At 44.4% G+C, this 19808-nt stretch carries 17 protein-coding genes; 7 read left to right on the forward strand and 10 right to left on the reverse strand.

All coding sequences use genetic code 11. The features are described 5' to 3' along the window. Window positions 1–118: 118 nt before the first annotated feature. From I6E86_RS09810 to I6E86_RS09820, 3 genes are read right to left on the reverse strand one after another with little or no spacing between them, the layout of a single operon-like run. Window positions 119–2122 carry a TRAP transporter permease gene (locus I6E86_RS09810; protein WP_197177469.1) on the reverse strand — a complete coding sequence of 668 codons (2004 nt, stop codon included), beginning with the start codon at window positions 2120–2122 and terminating at the stop codon, window positions 119–121. A gap of 10 nt (window positions 2123–2132) precedes the next feature. After that, a complete protein-coding gene (locus tag I6E86_RS09815; protein ID WP_197177314.1) occupies window positions 2133–2693 on the reverse strand; it encodes a DUF1850 domain-containing protein in 561 nt (186 codons plus the stop codon). Beyond that, complete coding sequence (locus I6E86_RS09820; protein ID WP_194363947.1) at window positions 2671–3705, reverse strand: TAXI family TRAP transporter solute-binding subunit; 1035 nt, start codon at window positions 3703–3705, stop codon at window positions 2671–2673. Before I6E86_RS09820 ends, I6E86_RS09815 begins: the two co-directional genes overlap by 23 nt. A 507-nt stretch (window positions 3706–4212) precedes the next feature. On the opposite strand from I6E86_RS09820, the gene mtnP reads away from it, so the two are divergent. Further along, window positions 4213–5106, forward strand: a complete 894-nt coding sequence (gene mtnP, locus I6E86_RS09825; protein ID WP_197177315.1) for an S-methyl-5'-thioadenosine phosphorylase — start codon at window positions 4213–4215, stop codon at window positions 5104–5106. A gap of 160 nt (window positions 5107–5266) precedes the next feature. Here mtnP and I6E86_RS09830 read toward each other — a convergent pair whose 3' ends face one another. The 6 genes from I6E86_RS09830 to I6E86_RS09855 form a co-directional block, all read right to left on the reverse strand. Beyond that, window positions 5267–6310, reverse strand: coding sequence for a methyltransferase domain-containing protein (locus tag I6E86_RS09830; RefSeq protein WP_197177316.1), 1044 nt, complete (start codon window positions 6308–6310; stop codon window positions 5267–5269). Window positions 6311–6440: 130 nt separating this feature from the next. Continuing rightward, complete coding sequence (locus I6E86_RS09835) at window positions 6441–7115, reverse strand: TIGR04282 family arsenosugar biosynthesis glycosyltransferase (RefSeq protein WP_197177317.1); 675 nt, start codon at window positions 7113–7115, stop codon at window positions 6441–6443. A 137-nt stretch (window positions 7116–7252) separates the two neighbouring features. Beyond that, window positions 7253–7972 (reverse strand): TIGR04283 family arsenosugar biosynthesis glycosyltransferase, encoded by a 720-nt coding sequence (locus tag I6E86_RS09840; protein ID WP_194363943.1) that lies wholly within the window; start codon window positions 7970–7972, stop codon window positions 7253–7255. 70 nt (window positions 7973–8042) lie between these two features. Next, window positions 8043–8864, reverse strand: coding sequence for a DUF547 domain-containing protein (locus I6E86_RS09845; RefSeq protein ID WP_197177318.1), 822 nt, complete (start codon window positions 8862–8864; stop codon window positions 8043–8045). A gap of 102 nt (window positions 8865–8966) precedes the next feature. Continuing rightward, the gene (gene arsS, locus I6E86_RS09850) at window positions 8967–9962 is read right to left on the reverse strand and encodes an arsenosugar biosynthesis radical SAM (seleno)protein ArsS (RefSeq protein ID WP_197177319.1); all 996 of its coding nucleotides are present in this window, start codon (window positions 9960–9962) and stop codon (window positions 8967–8969) included. A 243-nt stretch (window positions 9963–10205) separates the two neighbouring features. Further along, window positions 10206–11390 carry an FAD-dependent oxidoreductase gene (locus I6E86_RS09855; RefSeq protein ID WP_197177320.1) on the reverse strand — a complete coding sequence of 395 codons (1185 nt, stop codon included), beginning with the start codon at window positions 11388–11390 and terminating at the stop codon, window positions 10206–10208. Window positions 11391–12050: 660 nt separating this feature from the next. Here I6E86_RS09855 and I6E86_RS09860 point away from each other — a divergent pair. The 6 genes from I6E86_RS09860 (at window position 12051) to I6E86_RS09885 (ending at window position 17688) form a co-directional block, all read left to right on the forward strand. After that, a complete protein-coding gene (locus I6E86_RS09860; RefSeq protein ID WP_197177321.1) occupies window positions 12051–12995 on the forward strand; it encodes an alpha/beta fold hydrolase in 945 nt (314 codons plus the stop codon). Window positions 12996–13216: 221 nt separating this feature from the next. Next, a complete protein-coding gene (gene dapD, locus I6E86_RS09865; protein WP_197177322.1) occupies window positions 13217–14038 on the forward strand; it encodes a 2,3,4,5-tetrahydropyridine-2,6-dicarboxylate N-succinyltransferase in 822 nt (273 codons plus the stop codon). A gap of 241 nt (window positions 14039–14279) precedes the next feature. Continuing rightward, complete coding sequence (gene queE / locus I6E86_RS09870; RefSeq protein WP_197177323.1) at window positions 14280–15014, forward strand: 7-carboxy-7-deazaguanine synthase QueE; 735 nt, start codon at window positions 14280–14282, stop codon at window positions 15012–15014. A 56-nt stretch (window positions 15015–15070) separates the two neighbouring features. Beyond that, the gene (locus tag I6E86_RS09875; RefSeq protein WP_197177324.1) at window positions 15071–16216 is read left to right on the forward strand and encodes a multidrug resistance efflux transporter family protein; all 1146 of its coding nucleotides are present in this window, start codon (window positions 15071–15073) and stop codon (window positions 16214–16216) included. Window positions 16217–16306: 90 nt separating this feature from the next. Beyond that, the gene (locus I6E86_RS09880) at window positions 16307–16942 is read left to right on the forward strand and encodes a trimeric intracellular cation channel family protein (protein ID WP_197177325.1); all 636 of its coding nucleotides are present in this window, start codon (window positions 16307–16309) and stop codon (window positions 16940–16942) included. An 80-nt stretch (window positions 16943–17022) separates the two neighbouring features. Continuing rightward, window positions 17023–17688: a trimeric intracellular cation channel family protein gene (locus I6E86_RS09885; RefSeq protein WP_197177326.1), complete on the forward strand. Its 666-nt coding sequence runs from the start codon at window positions 17023–17025 to the stop codon at window positions 17686–17688. A gap of 72 nt (window positions 17689–17760) precedes the next feature. Here I6E86_RS09885 and recJ read toward each other — a convergent pair whose 3' ends face one another. Next, a complete protein-coding gene (gene recJ, locus I6E86_RS09890; RefSeq protein ID WP_197177327.1) occupies window positions 17761–19602 on the reverse strand; it encodes a single-stranded-DNA-specific exonuclease RecJ in 1842 nt (613 codons plus the stop codon). Window positions 19603–19808 lie beyond the last annotated feature (206 nt).

The following is a 19808-nucleotide window of genomic DNA, read 5'->3' on the forward strand; positions in this document are numbered from 1 at the left end:
TAAAGTATTCGCTGAAGACAGCTGCTAGAAAACTAAAAAGGGTGAATAACAGATTTGTTATTCACCCTTTTTTATGACTGATTTACAACATCAACGCTTAAACGTTAAAATTCTATATTTAAACACTTAACGTCGGCGTCGGTGCTTCACTGGTCTTAATATTAAATACTGCAATACCAAGAACAATAGCGCCTCCAACGATACCTGTCATCATCTCAGGATAAATCAATAACAACGCACCAATCGTTAAGATGATACGAGTCACAGTATTCATACTGCCTCTAAAATATCCCTCAAGCGCAGCGCTGAGTGCAATCACACCAGTGATTGACGTCACTACTACGGTGATAATATCTACAATAGGTGGTAATGGGAACTCTTTCGCTGTGACTGCCAAGCCTGTTGGATCAATCATCAACATCGTTGGGTTATAGATAAACATAAACGGTACGATGAATCCGGCAAGTGCCAGTTTGAGTGACAAGAACCCTGTCTTCATCGGATCGCCGCCAGAGATACCCGCACCCGCAAAGGCTGCTAGACAGACAGGCGGTGTGATATTGGCAAAGATACCAAAGTAGAAAACAAACATGTGCGCTGATAAAATCGGAATATCAAAGCCAGCTAGTGCAGGTGCTGCCATCGTCGCCGTAATGATATAAGCAGGAATAGACGGTAGACCCATGCCCAAAACCATAGATGCTAACATGGTTAAGATGAGCGTAAAGAATAACGACCCTGCACCTAATGTCACAATAGAGGATGTCATCACTGTACCAAAGCTGGTCAGACTAACCACCCCAATGATAATACCGACGACCGCACACGCTGCCATTACCGCTAGCGATTGGCGCGCACCATCTTCTAATGCACCCAAAATATCAGACAACCCCATGCGAGTCTCGGCACGTAGCATACTGATCACAACAGTAAAGCCAATGGTATAAGCCGCTGCATAGCCAACAGGGACATTTTTGATTAACAAGAAAACCAAAAAGACAATCGGTAGTAGCATATGACCACGGGCTTTTAGCACTTCTTTTACCGCTGGCAAGTTTTCTTTGGCGATACCTTTTAGATCACGGCGTCCAGCGCGAAAATGCACCTGCGCAATCACACCCAAATAGTACAAAATCGCTGGCAGTAATGCGGCCAACGCAATCGTGCTATAAGGCAATCCTGTGGTCTCCGCCATGATGAACGCACTCGCACCCATAATTGGCGGTAATATCTGCCCGCCAACTGAGGCACTTGCCTCAACTGCACCAGCAAAATCTTTGTGATAGCCAACCTTTTTCATCAACGGAATGGTGAAGGCACCGGTACTGACCACATTTGATAACGCAGAGCCGTTGATACTGCCCATAAAGCCACTAGAGATAACCGCTACTTTTGCAGGGCCGCCTTTTTTATGACCGGCGATGGCTAGTGCCAAATCATTGAACAGCTGTCCCATTCCCGAGCGTGCTAAGAACGCGCCAAAGAGAATGAATAGGAAAATAAACGTGACCGATGCACCAATCGCAACAGAGTATAAGCCTTCAGTTTTTAGGAATAATTGACCAAAGATATCACCCATGTCATAAGGGCGAGTCAGCAGCCTATCGGGCATAAAATCCAAATGACTGACAAATGGATAAGCCAAGAATATCCCTGCCAGTATTGGTAAAATCCAACCAGTGATACGGCGACTGCCTTCTAGTACACAGACCACCGTAATCAGTGAAAATATCACATCGACTTGGTTGGCCATACCGCCACGCGAGGTCACAATATCTTGATACTCATATATTAGATAGCCCATGCCAGATAGCGACAGCGCAAACCAAATCCAGTCATACCATGCCACACTTTTTCGGCTACTTTTTTTGCTAGCAGGAAATATCAAAAATATTAAGGCAAAACCAACGCCCACGTGTACAGAGCGTTGTAACAGCGCTGGCATTGGATTAAAAGTGATATAAAGGTGAAATAGCGAATAGAGGATACAAATTCCAGCGATCAAATATTTCACTGGTCCGTGGGTAATATGACGCGTGATTGACTCTCGGTCATATTTTTCCAATACCGCTTTGTTGTTCGCCGCCGCTTCAGCGTCTGTATCAACATGAGCGTCTGGCATGGTAGTTACGCTACCGTGATCCGTCACTTGGGATGTCATGACAAAAGTCCTTGTTAAATCTATCAATGAAACCATACATTTTCGGCATGATTATTACTTCAGAATAGTCTGGCACCCACTGGTGAATCAAAAAACGATGGTTGCCATAATCAATCTCACCTTTGGTCAGTCGAGAGACGACCCAGTTAAGATTTGGCAATTTTTCGTTAATTTGATAGCCCAAATAGCCAGGCTTTTGTATAGGGGCAAGCGTTTCAGTGGAAGGTGTCCCTGCACCAAATGCTTCAAAATACGTGGTGGTCAGTAGCAATGCACCTTTTTCCGTACCGCTTTCGTCAATACGTTGGTACTGCTCCTCCCACCACTGCTTTTCTACAGAATGTATCCAGCGCAGTTGAAAGTCAGGTTCGACAAAGTAGCATACCTTATCGTCTCCTTCTAAACCCACAACTCGTACTTCGACGACAGATTGATAAGCGGTGCCCATCCATAACGTAAAAAAAACCAGCGCGGCAATCAATGCCGCGCCAGCTGTTAGCCCTAATAAATTACTTGGCTGCTTGTTCGTCATAGTATTTTTTAGCACCAGGATGAATTGGAGCGACCATGCCTTCACGAGCGGTGGCTAGGCTGATGTCGTTGGCCGCTTGGTGAGCGGTTTTTAGACCCTCTAAATTATCAAATAACGCTTTGGTTAATTTGTAACCATCAGCTTCAGACAAATCAGAGCTGACCAATAGTGCATTCATAATTGCTGCCGTTGGAATCGCGGCCTCGTTACCATAGGTGCCAACAGGAATTTCAAAGGTTTTGAAATAAGGCTTGGTCGCGATGATTTCTTTTAGCTTGTCTTGGTTGATCGTGACAATCTGTAAATCTAAGCCTTGCTCTAACTCCATCAAAGATGAATTTGGTAGACCACTACTAAAGAATGCTGCTTCAATTTTACCCGCTTTCATGCCATCTGCCGCTTCTGCAAAGCCTAGGTAATCAACTGTCACATCATCATATGTAATGCCGAACCCTTCTAGCAAGGTGCGAGCATTGACCTCTGTTCCAGAGCCTTGATCGCCAACAGCAATACGCTTGCCTTTTAAATCTTCAATATTTTTGATGCCAGATTTTTTCGTCGTCACGATTTGCACGACATTAGGGTACAGAACCGCAATCTGTTGAATGTTAGTGATCGGCTTCTCAAAGTTGTTTTTGCCTTCAACAGCATCTGTGACCACATCACTAAGCGCCAACACCATGTCAACTTTGCCTTGGGTCAATAGATTGACGTTTTCAACTGAAGCACCCGTGGTTTGCGTCTTTGAGTTAACCCCAAAGGTTTTGACATAGACTTCAGACAATGACGTACCGATGATATTGTAAGGGCCTGATGCACCGCCGGTCGCGATGGTAAGGAACTTGGTATCCAGCTTATCAGCAGCAGTGTCAGTCGCTGCGCTATCCGTTGCAGTACTATCTGTAGCAGCGGCATCGCTACTCTCTGAGCTTGGTGACGAGCATGCGGTGAGGCCTAGTGTGACACTCAGCATCGCTGACAAAAGTAATGGGGATTTTAAAGAACTGATCATTGAATTCATCCTTGAAGTAATCGATTTAATACATTTAATAATATTCGTATTTATACATAAACACGTTACAGACGAGTAATAATATAGCAATTTTTGCAAAAAATAAACCGTAGACTGTTTTCTCTTTTGCTTTCAACACCTTATATTCAAAGCCATTTAAGGATATACCAACATTTTATCACTGATAATTGAATATATATAGAGTTCCGCCAAGTGGAACTTTGTTTCGATTATCAATTATTTAAGCAGAGTTTGAATGGGTTGTAAACCTTTATCACAACTAACAACGATTACACATCTTGCATATTCGATGCAGTATTCATGTCAATTTTGACAAACTATCGTTATAGATGGTGTATGAAACCTAACCAATTACTTATTTATGATTACTTTCTATCACCCCTCAATTTCTGCTATATTTTCTTTAAATATTAATAAGCTTCAATAACAAAAAAGTTCTTCTACATTAGCAAGGTTGTCTCTGACGACTAAAATTGGATAACACTCATGACAACTTCTACAAAACAAGTATCACTTTCTGCGGATATCGCTATCATTGGGGGTAGCGGGTTGTATCAAATGGATGCGCTCATCAACAAGCGTCATATTACTATTGATACGCCCTTTGGCAGCCCCTCTGATGACATTGTCCTTGGTGAGTTAGCAGGTGTGACCGTTGCTTTTTTGACGAGGCATGGTCAAGGTCATAGACTGACGCCGTCTGAAGTGCCTTATCGTGCCAATATTTATGCGTTAAAAACGCTTGGGGTGCGCTACATCGTGTCCGTGTCAGCAGTAGGCTCATTGCAAGCGCATCTCAAGCCTTTAGATATGGTCATTCCAGATCAAATGATTGATATGACCAAGCAGCGAGTGAGTACTTTTTTTGGCGCGGGCGCAGTCGCTCATGTATCGATGGCCGATCCGCTTTGCCCTGCCCTAGCAGAACTCTTGACGCGTGCCTATGACAATGCAGATATTGCAGAAGGCACCAGTCACTCAAAAGCGACCTATGTCTGTATCGAGGGTCCACAGTTCTCAACCCGTGCAGAGTCCCAGTGGTATCGTCAGATGCAGGCAGACATCATCGGTATGACCAATATGCCAGAAGCTAAATTGGCACGTGAAGCCAGTATGGCTTATGCGACCTTGGCACTGGTGACAGATTTTGATTGTTGGCATCCGACTGAAGAAGCCGTCAGTGCAGACTATGCGATAAAAAACCTAATGAAAAATGCAGACAATGCTCAAAAAGTGATTAAGGAAGCGGTCGCTTTGATTTCCGTTGAATCGCCTGACTCAATTGCACATGATGCGCTTACTCAAGCACTGGTGACGTCAGTAGCTATGATGGATGATGCAACCAAAACTCGATTGGCGGCATTACTTCCTAAACATTAATAAACATTTCGATAAATGAGTATTTAACCGAAAATCAATCTATTAAACAGTTAAACGCTATTTCTATAGCGTCTACCAATATACAAACATCAGCAACGAATGACACTAGCAAAGGCCATTAAGTAAATTAATGGCCTTTGCTAGTGTCAATCTCTTAGTTTTAACAGCAACCGCCTAATCCAGAGGTTGGCATCACAGACTGGTTAAATGGCATCAGCTCACCGCAGCCTGCAAAAATACCATAGTGACGACTGTCATCACCGATAAACTCAAAATACGGTGCAAAGCGAGATTCTTTTAGCATCCTAAACGTGTTGCCACAGACTGGGAATACCCGACCCGCTTCGATAGCGTGATGTTTATCAAGATCAAAACGATGCGGAGACTGCGCAATAGAGCCTTTGTATATCACTGCCTGCCCATGATCTTCGCAAGCATCTTCGAGCGCTGCGATCTTAAACAAACGATAAGTGGCAGAGAAAAACTGGATATCGCCAATTTTTGCCGCCAAGGCAGGATCAGTAATCTCAAGCGGACGATCCTCGACCAAACGTACGTCTAAAAACCCTGCGTCTCGTGACAAACGGGTAAAGTCTTTCCAGTACAATGCGCCGCTCAAGCACTCACCATACAAGACTGGATCATCTATTAGATGTTGCGGAATACGGCGGTCAGCATACACATCAGAAAAATAAAACTCGCCGCCAGGCTTAAGTAAGCGCTGCACACTGGCCATGACGGCTGCTTTGTCTGGTGAGAGATTAATCACGCAGTTTGAGACAATAATATCGAAGCTGCCATCTGCAAGATTAAGATCATCTAGCTTTTCGATATAGCCATGCAAAAAAGTCACATTGTCATAACCAAACTTGTCGATGTGATATTGCTGATGCTCTTTGGCAACGGCCAACTGCTCATCCGTCATATCGACGCCAACCACATGCCCACTCTCGCCCACCAATTGCGCCAATGCATAGACGTCACGACCTGAACCACTGCCTAAGTCCAAAATTCGGCAGCCCTCAAGCAGTGCAGGACATACTAGTCCGCAGCCATAATAGCGACTCAGCACTTCATCATGGATATTGGCCAATAATGGCTTGAGCCACTCCGGCATATTGCTCACATCACAACACGCTGAGGTTTTTAGATCGGCAGTACCTTGTAACTCTTTACCATAGTAATTTTGCACGACGTCATGCATAACAATGCCCTTATTGAGAGTAAAACCTGGTTAAAATCTGAGTAAACATCATAAAAGTAAAGCGATACGGTATAAATATATCCATGACAAGCGTGTGCTGAGAGTCACCTAGTCATTTGTATAGTCATAACTACTGAGCAAACTTAAGCCAATCTGATGGTAGATGTGCTAAATCCTCAGGCTCATCAATGTCATGTAACGGTGCTAACAATGCCAATGTCCAACCCAAATCCGCCACACGCTGCTGGGTCACAGCGGCCACGCTAGCTGTACTCCAAATAATATCCGAAAACAGACTGCCATCAACTTGTTTAAACCCGAGTAGAACATAGCCACCATCAGTCGCTGGAATCATAACCGCATCATGGGCATCGAGCTGCTGTATCGCAGTTTGAATACGCTCTGCCGTCAGACTAGGACAGTCAGTGCCTATCAATACGATTTTTTGGTGTTTTTTCAGCGCATCTTGACTTGCTGTGATTAAACGCGTGCCCAAGTCGCCATCCGCTTGAGTCGACCACTGCAGTGAGTAAGGCAAATTAAGGGTTTGCCAACAAGGGTCTGTCACTGCTGGACTGACACATAACTCAACGACAAAATCAGTAGCGACGGCTTGCTCGACACTATGCAACAGCAATTGCCTTGCCATAATCGCAGCACCCTCTACGCCTAGGGCTGGTTGCAGGCGAGTTTTTGCCATATCACGCGCCGGATATTTGGCAAACAATATGACACAGGTGTCTGGGTGTTGTGCTTGTGCATCGGTTATCGTACGGGTTGTGTGAGGGCTTGAATGCTCAGTCATGCTAGGGCGCATCCTTAATCTAAAGGGGTATTAGGTATTAATGTTTATATAGTTAATTCGGTTTAAACGAGCATCAAGGCAATCGAGTGCAAATGTATAGCTTGCACTCGGCTTCCTTTTATCGAAGTCATTTGGATTCAACGATAGTAGCGCTGCCTTAATACTTCAGGGGATACGCCACGCCAATAATCAAAGCGCAAATACCACATCAAGAAAATCGTCCGCCACGTACCATGTTGCTGCCAACGCCGAGCTGATGTTGTTACTTTACTCTTTAAGCAAGCAGGTCGGGCAATTCGCTTGAGCCGCTTACAGAGCTCAACATCTTCCATCAATGGCTGGTCGGCATAACCGCCAAGCTGTCCGAACACAGATTTTTTGATAAAAATTGCTTGATCGCCGGTGGCTATACTTACTAGACGTGAGCGCTGATTTATCATTAGCCCAACGATTTTTAATAATGGATCACGGCTATTCAGACGCACATCGAAACGTCCCCAGTCATACTGAATCATTGCCTGCTGAATGTTATCTATCGCATCAATTGGCAACTGGGTATCGGCATGTAAAAACAATAGAACATCACCTGTTGCTAACATGGCACCTGCATTCATTTGCCGTGCGCGCCCAGCTATGGATTCTATAACATGCCAATCTATAGCAGTCTGCGCCACACTTGATAAATCGTTTAATAAACGTCTAGCAATACCAACTGAATCATCCGTCGAGCCACCATCCACCATTATCACCTGCAACGGTGGTGGATGGTGACTGTTAATATGAGCAATGAGCTGCGATATATTGTCCGCTTCATTTAGCAATGGAATGATGATAGAGATGTTCAATAAATGCACCATTGTGATGAGTCATCATCATTTTCGCCTGTCTTTGATAAAGACCAGCACCTGTATCGACCAAATTCTAGATTTACTTTTTATTTAAGTTCCAATTGTAATCGGTATAACTGATTTTGATTTTGCCTTGCTTCAAGTCAGCGGTTTGGGCTTTGCTCAATCCCAATGATGAAGAGTAACGACCTAAAAATCCTTCTAAATCGTTGGTACTACGCCAATTGGTCGCAAAGTCTTCTTTGTACCATTTGAAGATTGGCGATACACTCAGCGTATTACCTTTTAGACGATTACGGCTACTGTCTGCCAAAAATTTCGAGGTGGCTTGCTCTAATTGCCCGTCCAAACCTTTGCCAGTGAAAGCATCATCTTGTAATGCAGGGCAGCCAATACTGGCGCAGTTAACGGCGAAGTGAATGCGCGGATCGTTGTAACGCTTAGAGCCACGAATTAAGGTGTGCTCGATCTCATCTAATGAACGAGTCTTGCCCAATAATGGAATAAACTTTTGCTTCCATGGTGAGCCGAATGTCCCACCAATGTCTTTGATAGATTTGATATTAGGATATTTAGTCAATACCAGATCAACGGTACCCGCATTGTAGACATTGATTAAAAATGCCAACTGCTCGTTTTTGTTCCAACGATTGAACTCTGATTGAGATACCTTGCTCGTGGCATCCAAATAGCTTGTGAGCTTGCTACTATCTGCTTTCATGCCAGCATAGTTGACCACCGAGGCTTTGCCACCATTGGTCATGGTGACATGCTTATTAAGCAAACTGTCCCAGCTTTGATGGTTAAAATCAGCATAAGCAGCAACACTGGATAATAGAATTGCTGTCGCCATCACTGGTTGTACCACTAGGTTTTTGACTGAGAAGTTAGATGCTGACATAAGGTTGACTCCATTTGAATCGATGGTTTTCACTAGGATGTGATTATTAGTTAGTAGATCTTGTAAAACAGTAAATCTTATAAAAGTAACTGTTAATCGTGTTTAAACAATTGTGTCTTCTACGATATGAGATTGTGTCTCTTCTTCGAGCGTGCCACCGCAGCTACTGCCCTGTCCTGCGGTGCAGCCATAACAATGATCAGCAATAGCAATGTCATCGCCAGAAGGGTTTTGGGTCAACAGATCGCTTAGATGTCGACGCAATTTATTAGGTACGGGTATCTCAAGCTGCTGATTAAAATCACAGTCAAATAGCTCGCCCAGCCAATTGACGCTAATGGTTGATCGGCACATAACCCCAGCTAAATTGGCGGTGACATAGTTGTCTTTGAGTAGTGTCATATAGGGGTGGAATTGATCTTTGGCCAATAGCACTGCACCAAAACGCTGGATCGGCATATTAGTCAGTGCAAACAGTTGGTTAAACTCGATGTCGAAATGCTCTTTTAGCTCTCGCTTGTAGTCGGCTTCCAACTGCTGCTGATTGGGCGGTAGTGTGGCACCTTGTGGATTGAAGACCAAATTCAGTGTCAGGCTTGAGTCAGGCTTGCCATAACCCAAACTATTGAGCTTTTGTAATCCCAATATACTGTCATCAAATGCACCTTTGCCACGCTGTTTGTCTACATTTTCTAGGGAATAGCATGGCAATGAGGCCACCACTTCTACCTGATTGTCTGCTAAAAACTGCGCCATGTCCTCATAACCGTCTTCCATGAGAATAGTCAAATTGCAGCGATCTATTACTGTGACGCCGAGTGCGCGAGCCGCTTTTACTAAATACTTAAAGTCCTCATGCATCTCAGGCGCACCGCCCGTGAGATCAAGCGTGTCAATATTTTGCGCTTGTAGCACTTTAGGTATCAGCTCAACCAACTCTCGTGACATCATCTCAGTGCGATAAGGACTAGCCGCCACATGACAGTGTACGCACGACATATTGCACAAGTAACCCATATTGACCTGCAATATGGTTAATTGTTGGCGTTTAATAGCAGGAAAGTCCGTATGCTCAAGTAATTCAATAGTCGATTTCATAGTGGTACAAAATCCTTTTAGTTGTACAGCTAAAGAAAATAACAATGTAGAGACAGCATATAGATAAGCATTATTGCAATGTAAATGCTTCAGCGTAAGCAATGGCTTTTTTACTGTTATATCACTTAAAGTATCATACTTCAAAACTCTTAACTTTACATATTATCTAACTAATACTACCTGATTGTGAATGAACAGTGACAAATAAAATATTGGGCATTTTATAATTATGAAAATTAAACATTATGCTGCGCAAGATGTCACAAAACGCTTGTCGATTTGACGTTTGAGATACCAGACCCAGCGTCCTTGAAGGCTCACACGCCCCCAGCTGCCAATGGCATACTTATCACCACAAGACAGCAGATACAACGTGCGAGTTCTTGGTTGATACTCTGTTAGCGCCTCACCTTGCAAGTAAGCCAGTAGATTACCCGCTTCTATCGCGCCGCCATGCACCGCATGGACACCTGAGTGAGCGACATATTGGTCTACTCGTGTTGCCACATCCCCTACTGCAAATACATTGGGGTGCGAGACACTCTGCTGCTGGCTATTGACCGCGACAAACCCATTATCTACCGTTTCCAAATCAGTTGACGCTGTCCATGCCGCGCCTCTCACGCCAGTGGCAGCGATAACCGCATCCACCGGAAACGAGTCATTAGAGGTTGACAATTGACCATCACGATACGCTGTCGCTCGTGCCTCAATCATAGTAATACCGTGGCGGTGCAACTGCTTGATCACTCGCTGCCGAAAACTCGGTACGAATCCAGACAGCAGATTCTCACCGCAGATCAGTGTCACTTGATGATTGCCATTGATTTGCTGTAAGGCAACCTGTGCCGCCATCACCAATTCAGTGGCGGCAGCACCTGCGCCAACGATAGCCAATCGATACTGATCAGACTGCCGAGCATCATCTAAAATCTGCTGCCATTGTATGGTAAACGTCGATAATGGACGGATAGCAATGACTTCATTTCTTAAGTCATTGCTCATATCATCACGGTTATCATTGCCCTTATAATCATCTGCTTGGCTTAACCCGCGCAAGTCAGTATCGGCACCCGTATTTAGGGACAGCACATCATAATCAAAACGCTCATTGCCACTGGTGTCTACCGTATTCGATGCGGCCGTTATCTTGGTAATTGACTGCTGAATGAAACGCACGCCAGCTCGCAAGCACAGAGATTTTGTGTCAATGCTGATATCATCGAGCTGATAATGCCCTGCCATCCAGCCAGGCAGCATTCCAGAATAAAGCGTGTGGGGTTGCTCACTAATCAGATGAATATCCGTATCTATCAATGCATTCGATGCGTTGTTTTTTGAACGATCAGCGCTGAGTCGGCGCAGCAGTCCGATATGAGCATGCCCTGCTCCTGCTAATAATAGTGTTTTTTTCGATAAACGTTTCATAGGTTATTTTGTATCAGTCAGTGGTATAGTCAGTTTAATATAGAAAAGAAGCTGTGCTGGTTTTTTACCGATAAGCGCGGCTTTAATCACTTAAGCGATTAAAGCCGCGCTTTGGTGTTCTATAGAAAAGTACCATACAAATGAAACAGGTTTAAGATTGCTCTGTTGTAAACGTGCGATGACCACCTTAATGGCGTAAACAATGCATGTTAAACGATGCCACCTGAGCACTCAGGCTTGATAATATTTACAGTGTTGAAGCAGGCATGTTATCTACTAGCATCTGCGCACCTTCAGCCGTTTAAAAGTCACTTAATTTTTATATAGCTGATTCATTTTAAAAGGGAAACAAGGCAACTCAAGGCAACTAAGCTCAGAGGTAACTGTGATACTTCAAGCGAGGTCAACGTGGTAACTCTTTTATAGATGATTGACTATACCATTAAAAATAATCTGTCTGTGTGGGTCACCTAACCTAGCAAAAGCAGGTAAAATGCACTCATGTTCAATGAAATAGACTCTTTGAAGCCCTATAATTATTTAATTTTTTGACATATCATTTATAGTGGCTATTAGCATGTTTCAGATACACTGTCTTTTTATTCATCAGATTTTATTCATCAAAATTATAACGACTGAAAACCCGTCAAGGAATACTACATGAGTACCAGTAACGACCATATTCTCTCCTCCGACAATACTCACTACTTGCACCATGAATTTTTTGAACCAAGCGATGCAGACGTTGATATCAGTGCCACGTTATTGATTGTACATGGCATGGCAGAGCACAGTGGGCGCTATAGCGACTTTGCACAGTTTTTGGCAGACAACGGTATCGCGGTGGCAACTTATGACCATTTGGGTCATGGGCAAACCGTAAAGACTGAGGCTGATCTGGGGTTTTTTGGAGATGAGCATCCTGTACAGTCATTGCTAAAAGACGTGATTGTCATGGCCGATAGCCTAAAAGCGCGTCATCCTAATGTACCGCACTTTGTGCTGGGACACTCTATGGGCTCATTTATCGTACGCAATGTACTCAAGCATCACGCGCGTAATTTTTCAGGGGCTATCTTGATGGGCACTGCGGATGCAAACCCATTAACCAAAGTTTTACTGCCCATTAATAAGTTGCTTACAAAAGTGGCACCAAGACAGCCAAATACGATATTTTCCAACGTAATGAATAAGGTGCTTAACAGTCAATTATCTGACCGAGCTTCCTCATCACAGTTTGCTTGGTTAAGTGAAAACACGGCCAATATTGCAGCCTATGAAGCCGACCCAAAAACAGGCTTTGATTTTACCAACAACGGCTTTATGACATTATTTACTTTAATGAATACAGGGCTAAACAAGGGCTGGGCGACAACGATTGCCAAAGATTTTCCGATGCTATTCGTGAGCGGAGAAGAGGATCCAATTGGTGAAATGGGCAAAGGCGTTCGTAAGATTGTCTCACGCTTGAACAAGCAAAAATTTAGCCGAGTCGATATTCAGCTTTATCCCAATATGCGTCATGAAGTACTGCATGAAACAGGCCATAAAATTGTCTATCAAGATCTTTTAGCATGGATAAAAAGCACGACACCGGACGCTTAGACCACGATGCATGAGTCATTTAAGCAGTCTTATTAACGTTTTTTCTAATACAGACATAATGAGACACTGAACTTGTTTGCTAAAAGCGGTCAAATTAGCGACAATACGGCAAGTAATTTTTCAGTCCAAATTTAAGCAAGCATATAACTGAAACTAAGCAAAAATTTAACTATAAGTACGATTTATTTTTTAATTACCTTTAACTAACGTTAGGATTTTTTATGTCATTACAACAAACCATCGAACAAGCTTTTGAAAACCGTAACGAATATAGCCCAAGCACTATGCCACAAGACGTACGTAATGCTGTCGAGCAAGTGCTTGAGCAGCTAGACAACGGTAGCCTACGTGTTGCAGAAAAGAAAGATGGCGAGTGGGTAGTCAACCAATGGGCGAAAAAGGCGGTACTACTGTCTTTCCGCTTAAACGACAACTATGTTCAGGCAGCTGGTGAGCATGTGCAGTTCTATGACAAAGTGCCGACTAAATTTGCTGACTGGACAGAAGCACAGTTTAAAGAAGCTGGCGTACGTGTGGTACCACCAGCCGTTGCTCGTAAAGGCTCTTTCATCGCAGCTGGTGCTGTATTGATGCCATCGTATGTCAACATCGGCGCATATGTCGATCAAGGCGCTATGGTAGATACGTGGGCGACCGTTGGTTCATGTGCCCAAATCGGTAAAAACGTCCATCTATCAGGCGGCGTTGGTATCGGCGGTGTATTAGAACCATTACAAGCCAACCCTACTATCATCGAAGACAACTGCTTCATCGGTGCGCGCTCTGAAATTGTTGAAGGCGTGATCGTAGAAGAAGGTTCTGTCATCTCTATGGGTGTATTCATCGGTCAATCTACCCGCATCTATGATCGCGAAACTGGTGAGATTCATCGTGGCCGTGTACCAGCAGGTTCAGTCGTCGTACCAGGTAGCCTACCGTCAGAAGATGGCACACACAGCTTGTATGCCGCTATCATCGTGAAAAAAGTCGATGCGCAAACTCGTGCAAAAACATCAGTCAATGAGCTATTACGCTTAGCCTAATATTTTTAGCATTTGTAGTCTCGTACCCAAACAGTACAGACAACGACAGATCCCCTTTATTAAAGACGCTGAAGAAAACTTCAGCGTCTTTTTTGCAGATTAATAGAGGGCGGTGCGTTATAATCCGTTTTTTTGGTTTGGCTTTATCCAAACGCAAAACTCCCATACTAGAACCTGCCTCTTTATTACGATTGATAAATGCTTAATCACATTATCAACCTATAACTGTATTTGACATATTATGAGTGAATCACCATTACGCACCGCCGCCATTCCTGTCACTGATCCTGAAGCAGGATTGCGTCTGACTGAGATTTTTTATTCTTTGCAAGGTGAGGCGATAACGTCAGGCTTGCCGACAATATTTGTTCGCCTGACCGGCTGTCCGCTACGCTGTGTCTACTGTGATACCGAGTACGCCTTTACCGGCGGCGAGCGTCAGTCATTAGAGACCATCATGAAGACCATCAAAGGCTATCCATGCAAACGCATCTGTTTGACTGGCGGCGAGCCATTAGCGCAGCCGAATGCCATCGAGCTGATGAAACGTTTGCTAAGCGATGGCTATGAGATATCGCTTGAGACAGCAGGCGCGCTCACGGTAGAAAACGTGCCAGTAGCAGTCAGCAAAGTGATGGATCTCAAGACGCCAAGCTCAGGCGAAGTCGATAAAAATCTATGGTCTAACCTTGACTATCTCACTCAGCACGATCAAATAAAATTCGTCATTATGAATCGTACCGATTACGACTGGGCAAAAGCCAAGTTGATCGAGCATGAGCTCAACAATTTGGTTGGTACAATATGGTTTTCTCCGATGTTCAACGTCGCAGATGATATCAGTAAAAATTCGCCTAGCCCTGAAGTACCCGTACTGGCGCGAGAGCTTGCAGAATGGATGTTGGCAGATGCGCTACCTGTACGTTTCCAATTGCAACTGCACAAAATCATTTGGGCAGATGCCAAAGGCAAGTAAACACCTTAACGTCTGAACATACGAACAAATAGCAAACTATCAATAGAGATAAAGATATGATCAAACTCATTTTATTAGGGTTATTATCGGGCGCATTTTTTAGCTCGACGTTTGTCCTAAATGAGCTGATGAGTGCTGCTGGTGGACATTGGTTTTGGTCAGCCAGCCTTCGCTATTTATTTATGTGGTTGATTCTTACGGCTATTATCGTCATGCAGCATGGCTTTGGGCGTATTAGAGAGCTGCTCGCTATCTTTAGCCACCATTGGAAGTTTTGGTGCATTACCGGTGGTATTGGCTTTGGTGTTTTCTATACAGGTATATGCTACGCGGCTGATCATGCTGCGGGCTGGGTCGTCGCGGCAACCTTTATGTTTACCGTTGTCGCAAGTCTGCTCGTCTTACTAGTATTTGGCCAGCGGTTTGATAAGAAATTCATTGCTTATGCGCTATTGGTGTTTTTCGGTGTGGTGCTGGTTAACATTAGTGAAGGTATACATGCCGCCTCTGTATTGGGTGCTGATGCCGTCCCTATGAAAGACATGCTGCTTTACGGTGCTGTGCCTGCGTTAGTAGCAGCCTTTAGCTACCCCATTGGTAACCAATTGGTTTGGCAGGTCTCTTATAACGCCAAACAAAAAAATATTGAATCACAAGCTCCGACGCAAGCGACCTCTCAAGCGACTGACCAGACGGCGGAAACTGAGCTGCCGCCTTTATCTGCTATTGATACTCACTATCCGGCCGACTTGATCAGTATTGCTCATACGGCAGACACTGTCTTAGCCGAACCAACCCCTTCTCTACTGCAAGGCTTAATTGACAAAATCCCCGCTATCCAAACCACCTTACTGCAAAATGCCTTTAATAAAGTGTGGCTCATGACGTTGGGTACTGTTCCATTTTGGTTGGTATTGGGTCTTATCGTTCATCCTGAATTGCCCGAGACGAAGCAAGTATTTAATACGCTGCTAGTCGCTTTATTGGCAGGTGTGGCGGCCACCAGTATTTTCTTATATGCCCGCGAAAAAGCAGAAACCTCAAGCGAAGTGGCTGGTGTTGATGCCACTCAGGCCAGTGAGGTGATATTTGCCTTGATTGGTGGCATGTTATTGCTCAATAGCAGTCTGCCATCGATGATGGGACTAATAGGTATCGCTCTGATTATAGTCGGGTTGATTCTATTTGCAAAAGATGGTTAGGGTATGTCCGGCTATTTGATGACCAGCGGCTTTATATTCAGCTATTCAACATTCTACTATTTTTGATGATTTAGATTTGGTAATACAACCATGGCCCATGTTTTGATTTTTCCTGATATTTTATTGTACTTGTTAGATATGGTGGGCGTGATTGCGTGCGCGATAGCAGGCACCCTATTGGCACAGCATAAAGGCTTCGATATTTCGGGCTGTATCTTAGTGGCGATGGTAAATGCGATTGGCGGCGGTACACTACGAGATATGGCGCTGGATCGTCATCCATTATTTTGGATGACTGACCTCAATTATGTAATTGTCATCACTGTGACGTCTCTTATTTTGCAAATATTTTTTCATCTGTATCATAAGATTGATAATGCGCTCAAACTCTTTGATGCCATTGGTCTCGCAGCATTTAGTGTGATTGGTTTCAAAATTGCGTTGACACAAGACATGGCACCTCTTATCGCTGTGATGATGGGCGTATGGACTGCGATTCTTGGTGGTCTGCTACGGGATATCATCTGTAATGAGATACCACTGGTGCTACAGCGAGAGATTTACATCACGGCCAGCGTTGCAGGATCAGTCACTTATTTGGTGTTGCAGTACTTCGGTGTAAGTGCTGGGGTCAATGAATTTATTATGCTCTTTGTTATCTTTTTCGTCCGTATGCTAGCCCTTAGATTCGACTGGCACCTGCCTTCTATTCGCTTAGTTGCTTAAGATGAAAATCATGGCTGATCGGCTTTTTAAGTGTTGTATTAGCCCTCATCTTATCAATTGATAATTCGTGAGACTTGATCATGTTGGCCATCTCTGTGGATCCTACAGTACTGATTACTACGTTTGACCCACGCTCTTTGATATATGTTTTTGACATGATTGGTATCATCGCTTGTAGTGTGTCAGGCACGATATTAGCCAAACATAAAAACTTTGACGTGTTTGGTTGCCTACTCGTGTCTATCGTGACTGCTATCGGTGGCGGGACAGTACGCGACGTCATCCTAGATCGTCATCCACTGTTTTGGATGGTCGACATGAGCTATTTGACGGTTATTACCCTATCGTCATTGGTCATGCAGATATTTTTTCATCCCAACTCTAGACGCGTTGATAAGTTTCTTAAACTATCAGATACTATTGGCCTATCTGCTTTTACGTTAATAGGCATTAAAGTCGCTGATAGTATGGGTGCCAATGTCCCAGTGGCGTTATTACTTGGTGTGATTACCATTATCGTCGGCGGTATCATTCGAGACATGATTTGCAATGAGATTCCATTAGTCCTGCAGCAGGAGATTTATATCACAGCAGCGTTAACTGGCGGCATTCTCTACTTTGCGCTGACCAATTTAGGCGTGACAGACTGGATTGCAGATATATCCACGATGGCGACGATCTTTACGTTGCGTATGCTCGCTATTCGCTATGACTGGCAGTTCCCGACGCTTGAGTGGAAATACTGATATTAGCCTAGATAAGCATTAAGAATGCCAACGCGCCCGTATTTGAGCGCGTTTAGCGTTTACATTTACATTTTAACCGTGCTCTACCACAGTTAAGTCTTTTATCATCAACTGCAAGCTTTGCTTTCCGTTCCATTCATTGATATCTAGCTGAAACAGTACATGCACTTTTTTGGCGCGATAGTCCCAAGCATCATTATCAAAGTTAAAGCAAATTGCCTCAATCGGATACTGAACATCTGGATAACGCAGCGAGAGTTTCAGGTGTTTATCCTTTAATACTTTAAAACTTAATACCTCAAAGACACCATCAAATATCGGCGGTGCAAATCCATGACCCCAGATACTGGCATCCGCCAAGTGTTCAGCGAACCATAAGCTAAAGTCACTGGCCTGCAAGGGTCCATCAGTGAATTTCTGCTCAGCAAACACCTCATCATCCATCTGCGCCATGACTTCATTAAACGCTGCCACAAAACCATCAAAGTTACCGCGCTTAATCGTTAAACCTGCTGCCATCGCATGTCCACCAAAGTGAGTAATCAACTCAGGATAACGCTCGGCCACTTGTTCAATCGCATCACGAATATGCACGCCAGCGATAGAACGTGCCGAGCCTTTGATGGCGCTGTCTTCATCGGTGCGCTCAGTATCTGCTGGTGCAAAAACGATGCTAGGTAAATAGTGGCTCTCTTTTAGGCGACCAGCGACAATACCAATGACTCCCTGATGCCAGTCATCTTGATACAAAATGATGCTTCTTTCAGCAATACTAGGCTTAGCACTATTAGACTCAGCACCGTTAACAGCCTTTTTCTCAGGCTTCATTTGGATGATGATATCACTGGCTTCATCTGTATCGTTATCCGTCTCCGCTGCCAACGCTGCCACAATGCTATCTGCTTGCGTCCGCATCTCGCCTTCTACCTGACGGCGTGTACGATTGAGCTGCTCAAGCTCTTGGGCCAATCGCTGTGCCGTACTCCAGTCTTCTGTCAACAAGCACTCGATACCGATACGCATATTGTCCATACGCCCAGCAGCATTGATACGTGGCCCTAACACAAAACCGAAATCCTGTGCGTGAAGCTGCTTAGGATCACGGCCCGCCTGCTCAAGCAGCGCCAATATCCCCATACAGCAGCGGCCTTGACGAATTGCTGACAGCCCATGATGGACTAAGATGCGATTGTTCTTATCCAATACCCCAACATCGGCAATCGTCCCAAGCGCCACTAGATCTAAATACTGGCTCACTTGTACAGTAGACTTACCAGCCTCTCGGCGTAGCTTGGCTAGACGTCCAAGCACATAGAACGCCACTCCGACTCCGACCAGTGCCTTACTAGCAAAATCGCAAGCGAGTTGATTGGGATTAACCACGGCTTCCGCAGGTGGCGTCTCTTTGGTTGTGAGATGATGATCAGTGATGATCACGGCGATACCATCCGTTTGGGCGCGAGCCACACCTTCATGACTTGAGATACCATTATCTACGGTCACAATCATATCTGGTTGATAGGTTTTGATACCCAATTCTACAATCTCTGGTGTCAGACCATAACCGTACTTAAAGCGGTCTGGCACTAGGAAGTTAACAACAGCGCCCATTTTTGTGAGTGCACGTATCATCAGTGCGGTACTGGTTGCACCGTCACAGTCAAAGTCGCCAACGATCAGAATACGCTGCCCTTCATCGATAGCGACGTCCAATAGACATACTGCTTCTGTGACACCGTGCAGCGCCTCAGCCGGCAATAGACCCGATAGACTGGTCTCAAGCTCATCAGGCACAGTGATACCTCGCCCCGCGTATAGGCGAGCGAGGGTCAATGATTGGGCGGCAAGTGGTTGCAACGCGGTAGGCAACTCGTCGATGCGAGTGCTGGTATAACGGGGGGTTAAATTTAGCATGGGTGTATTCTACTGGCTTTAACTGAGTGCCACAACGGCAATCTATAACATCTCTGTACATCATTCCATGTTGTATTCATTCTGAAGAATCCTTAGTTTAATAAGCACCTCTAATAAATAACGCCCTTAGTACATACCTATTGCATACAGCCCTTTATTTACAAAAAGGATGCATAGGTACCCTAATTTTCTGCATTTTGCTACAA

The sequence above is a fragment of the Psychrobacter sp. SWN149 genome (genome assembly GCF_015864565.1).
In the GTDB taxonomy this organism is placed as follows: Bacteria; Pseudomonadota; Gammaproteobacteria; order Pseudomonadales; family Moraxellaceae; genus Psychrobacter.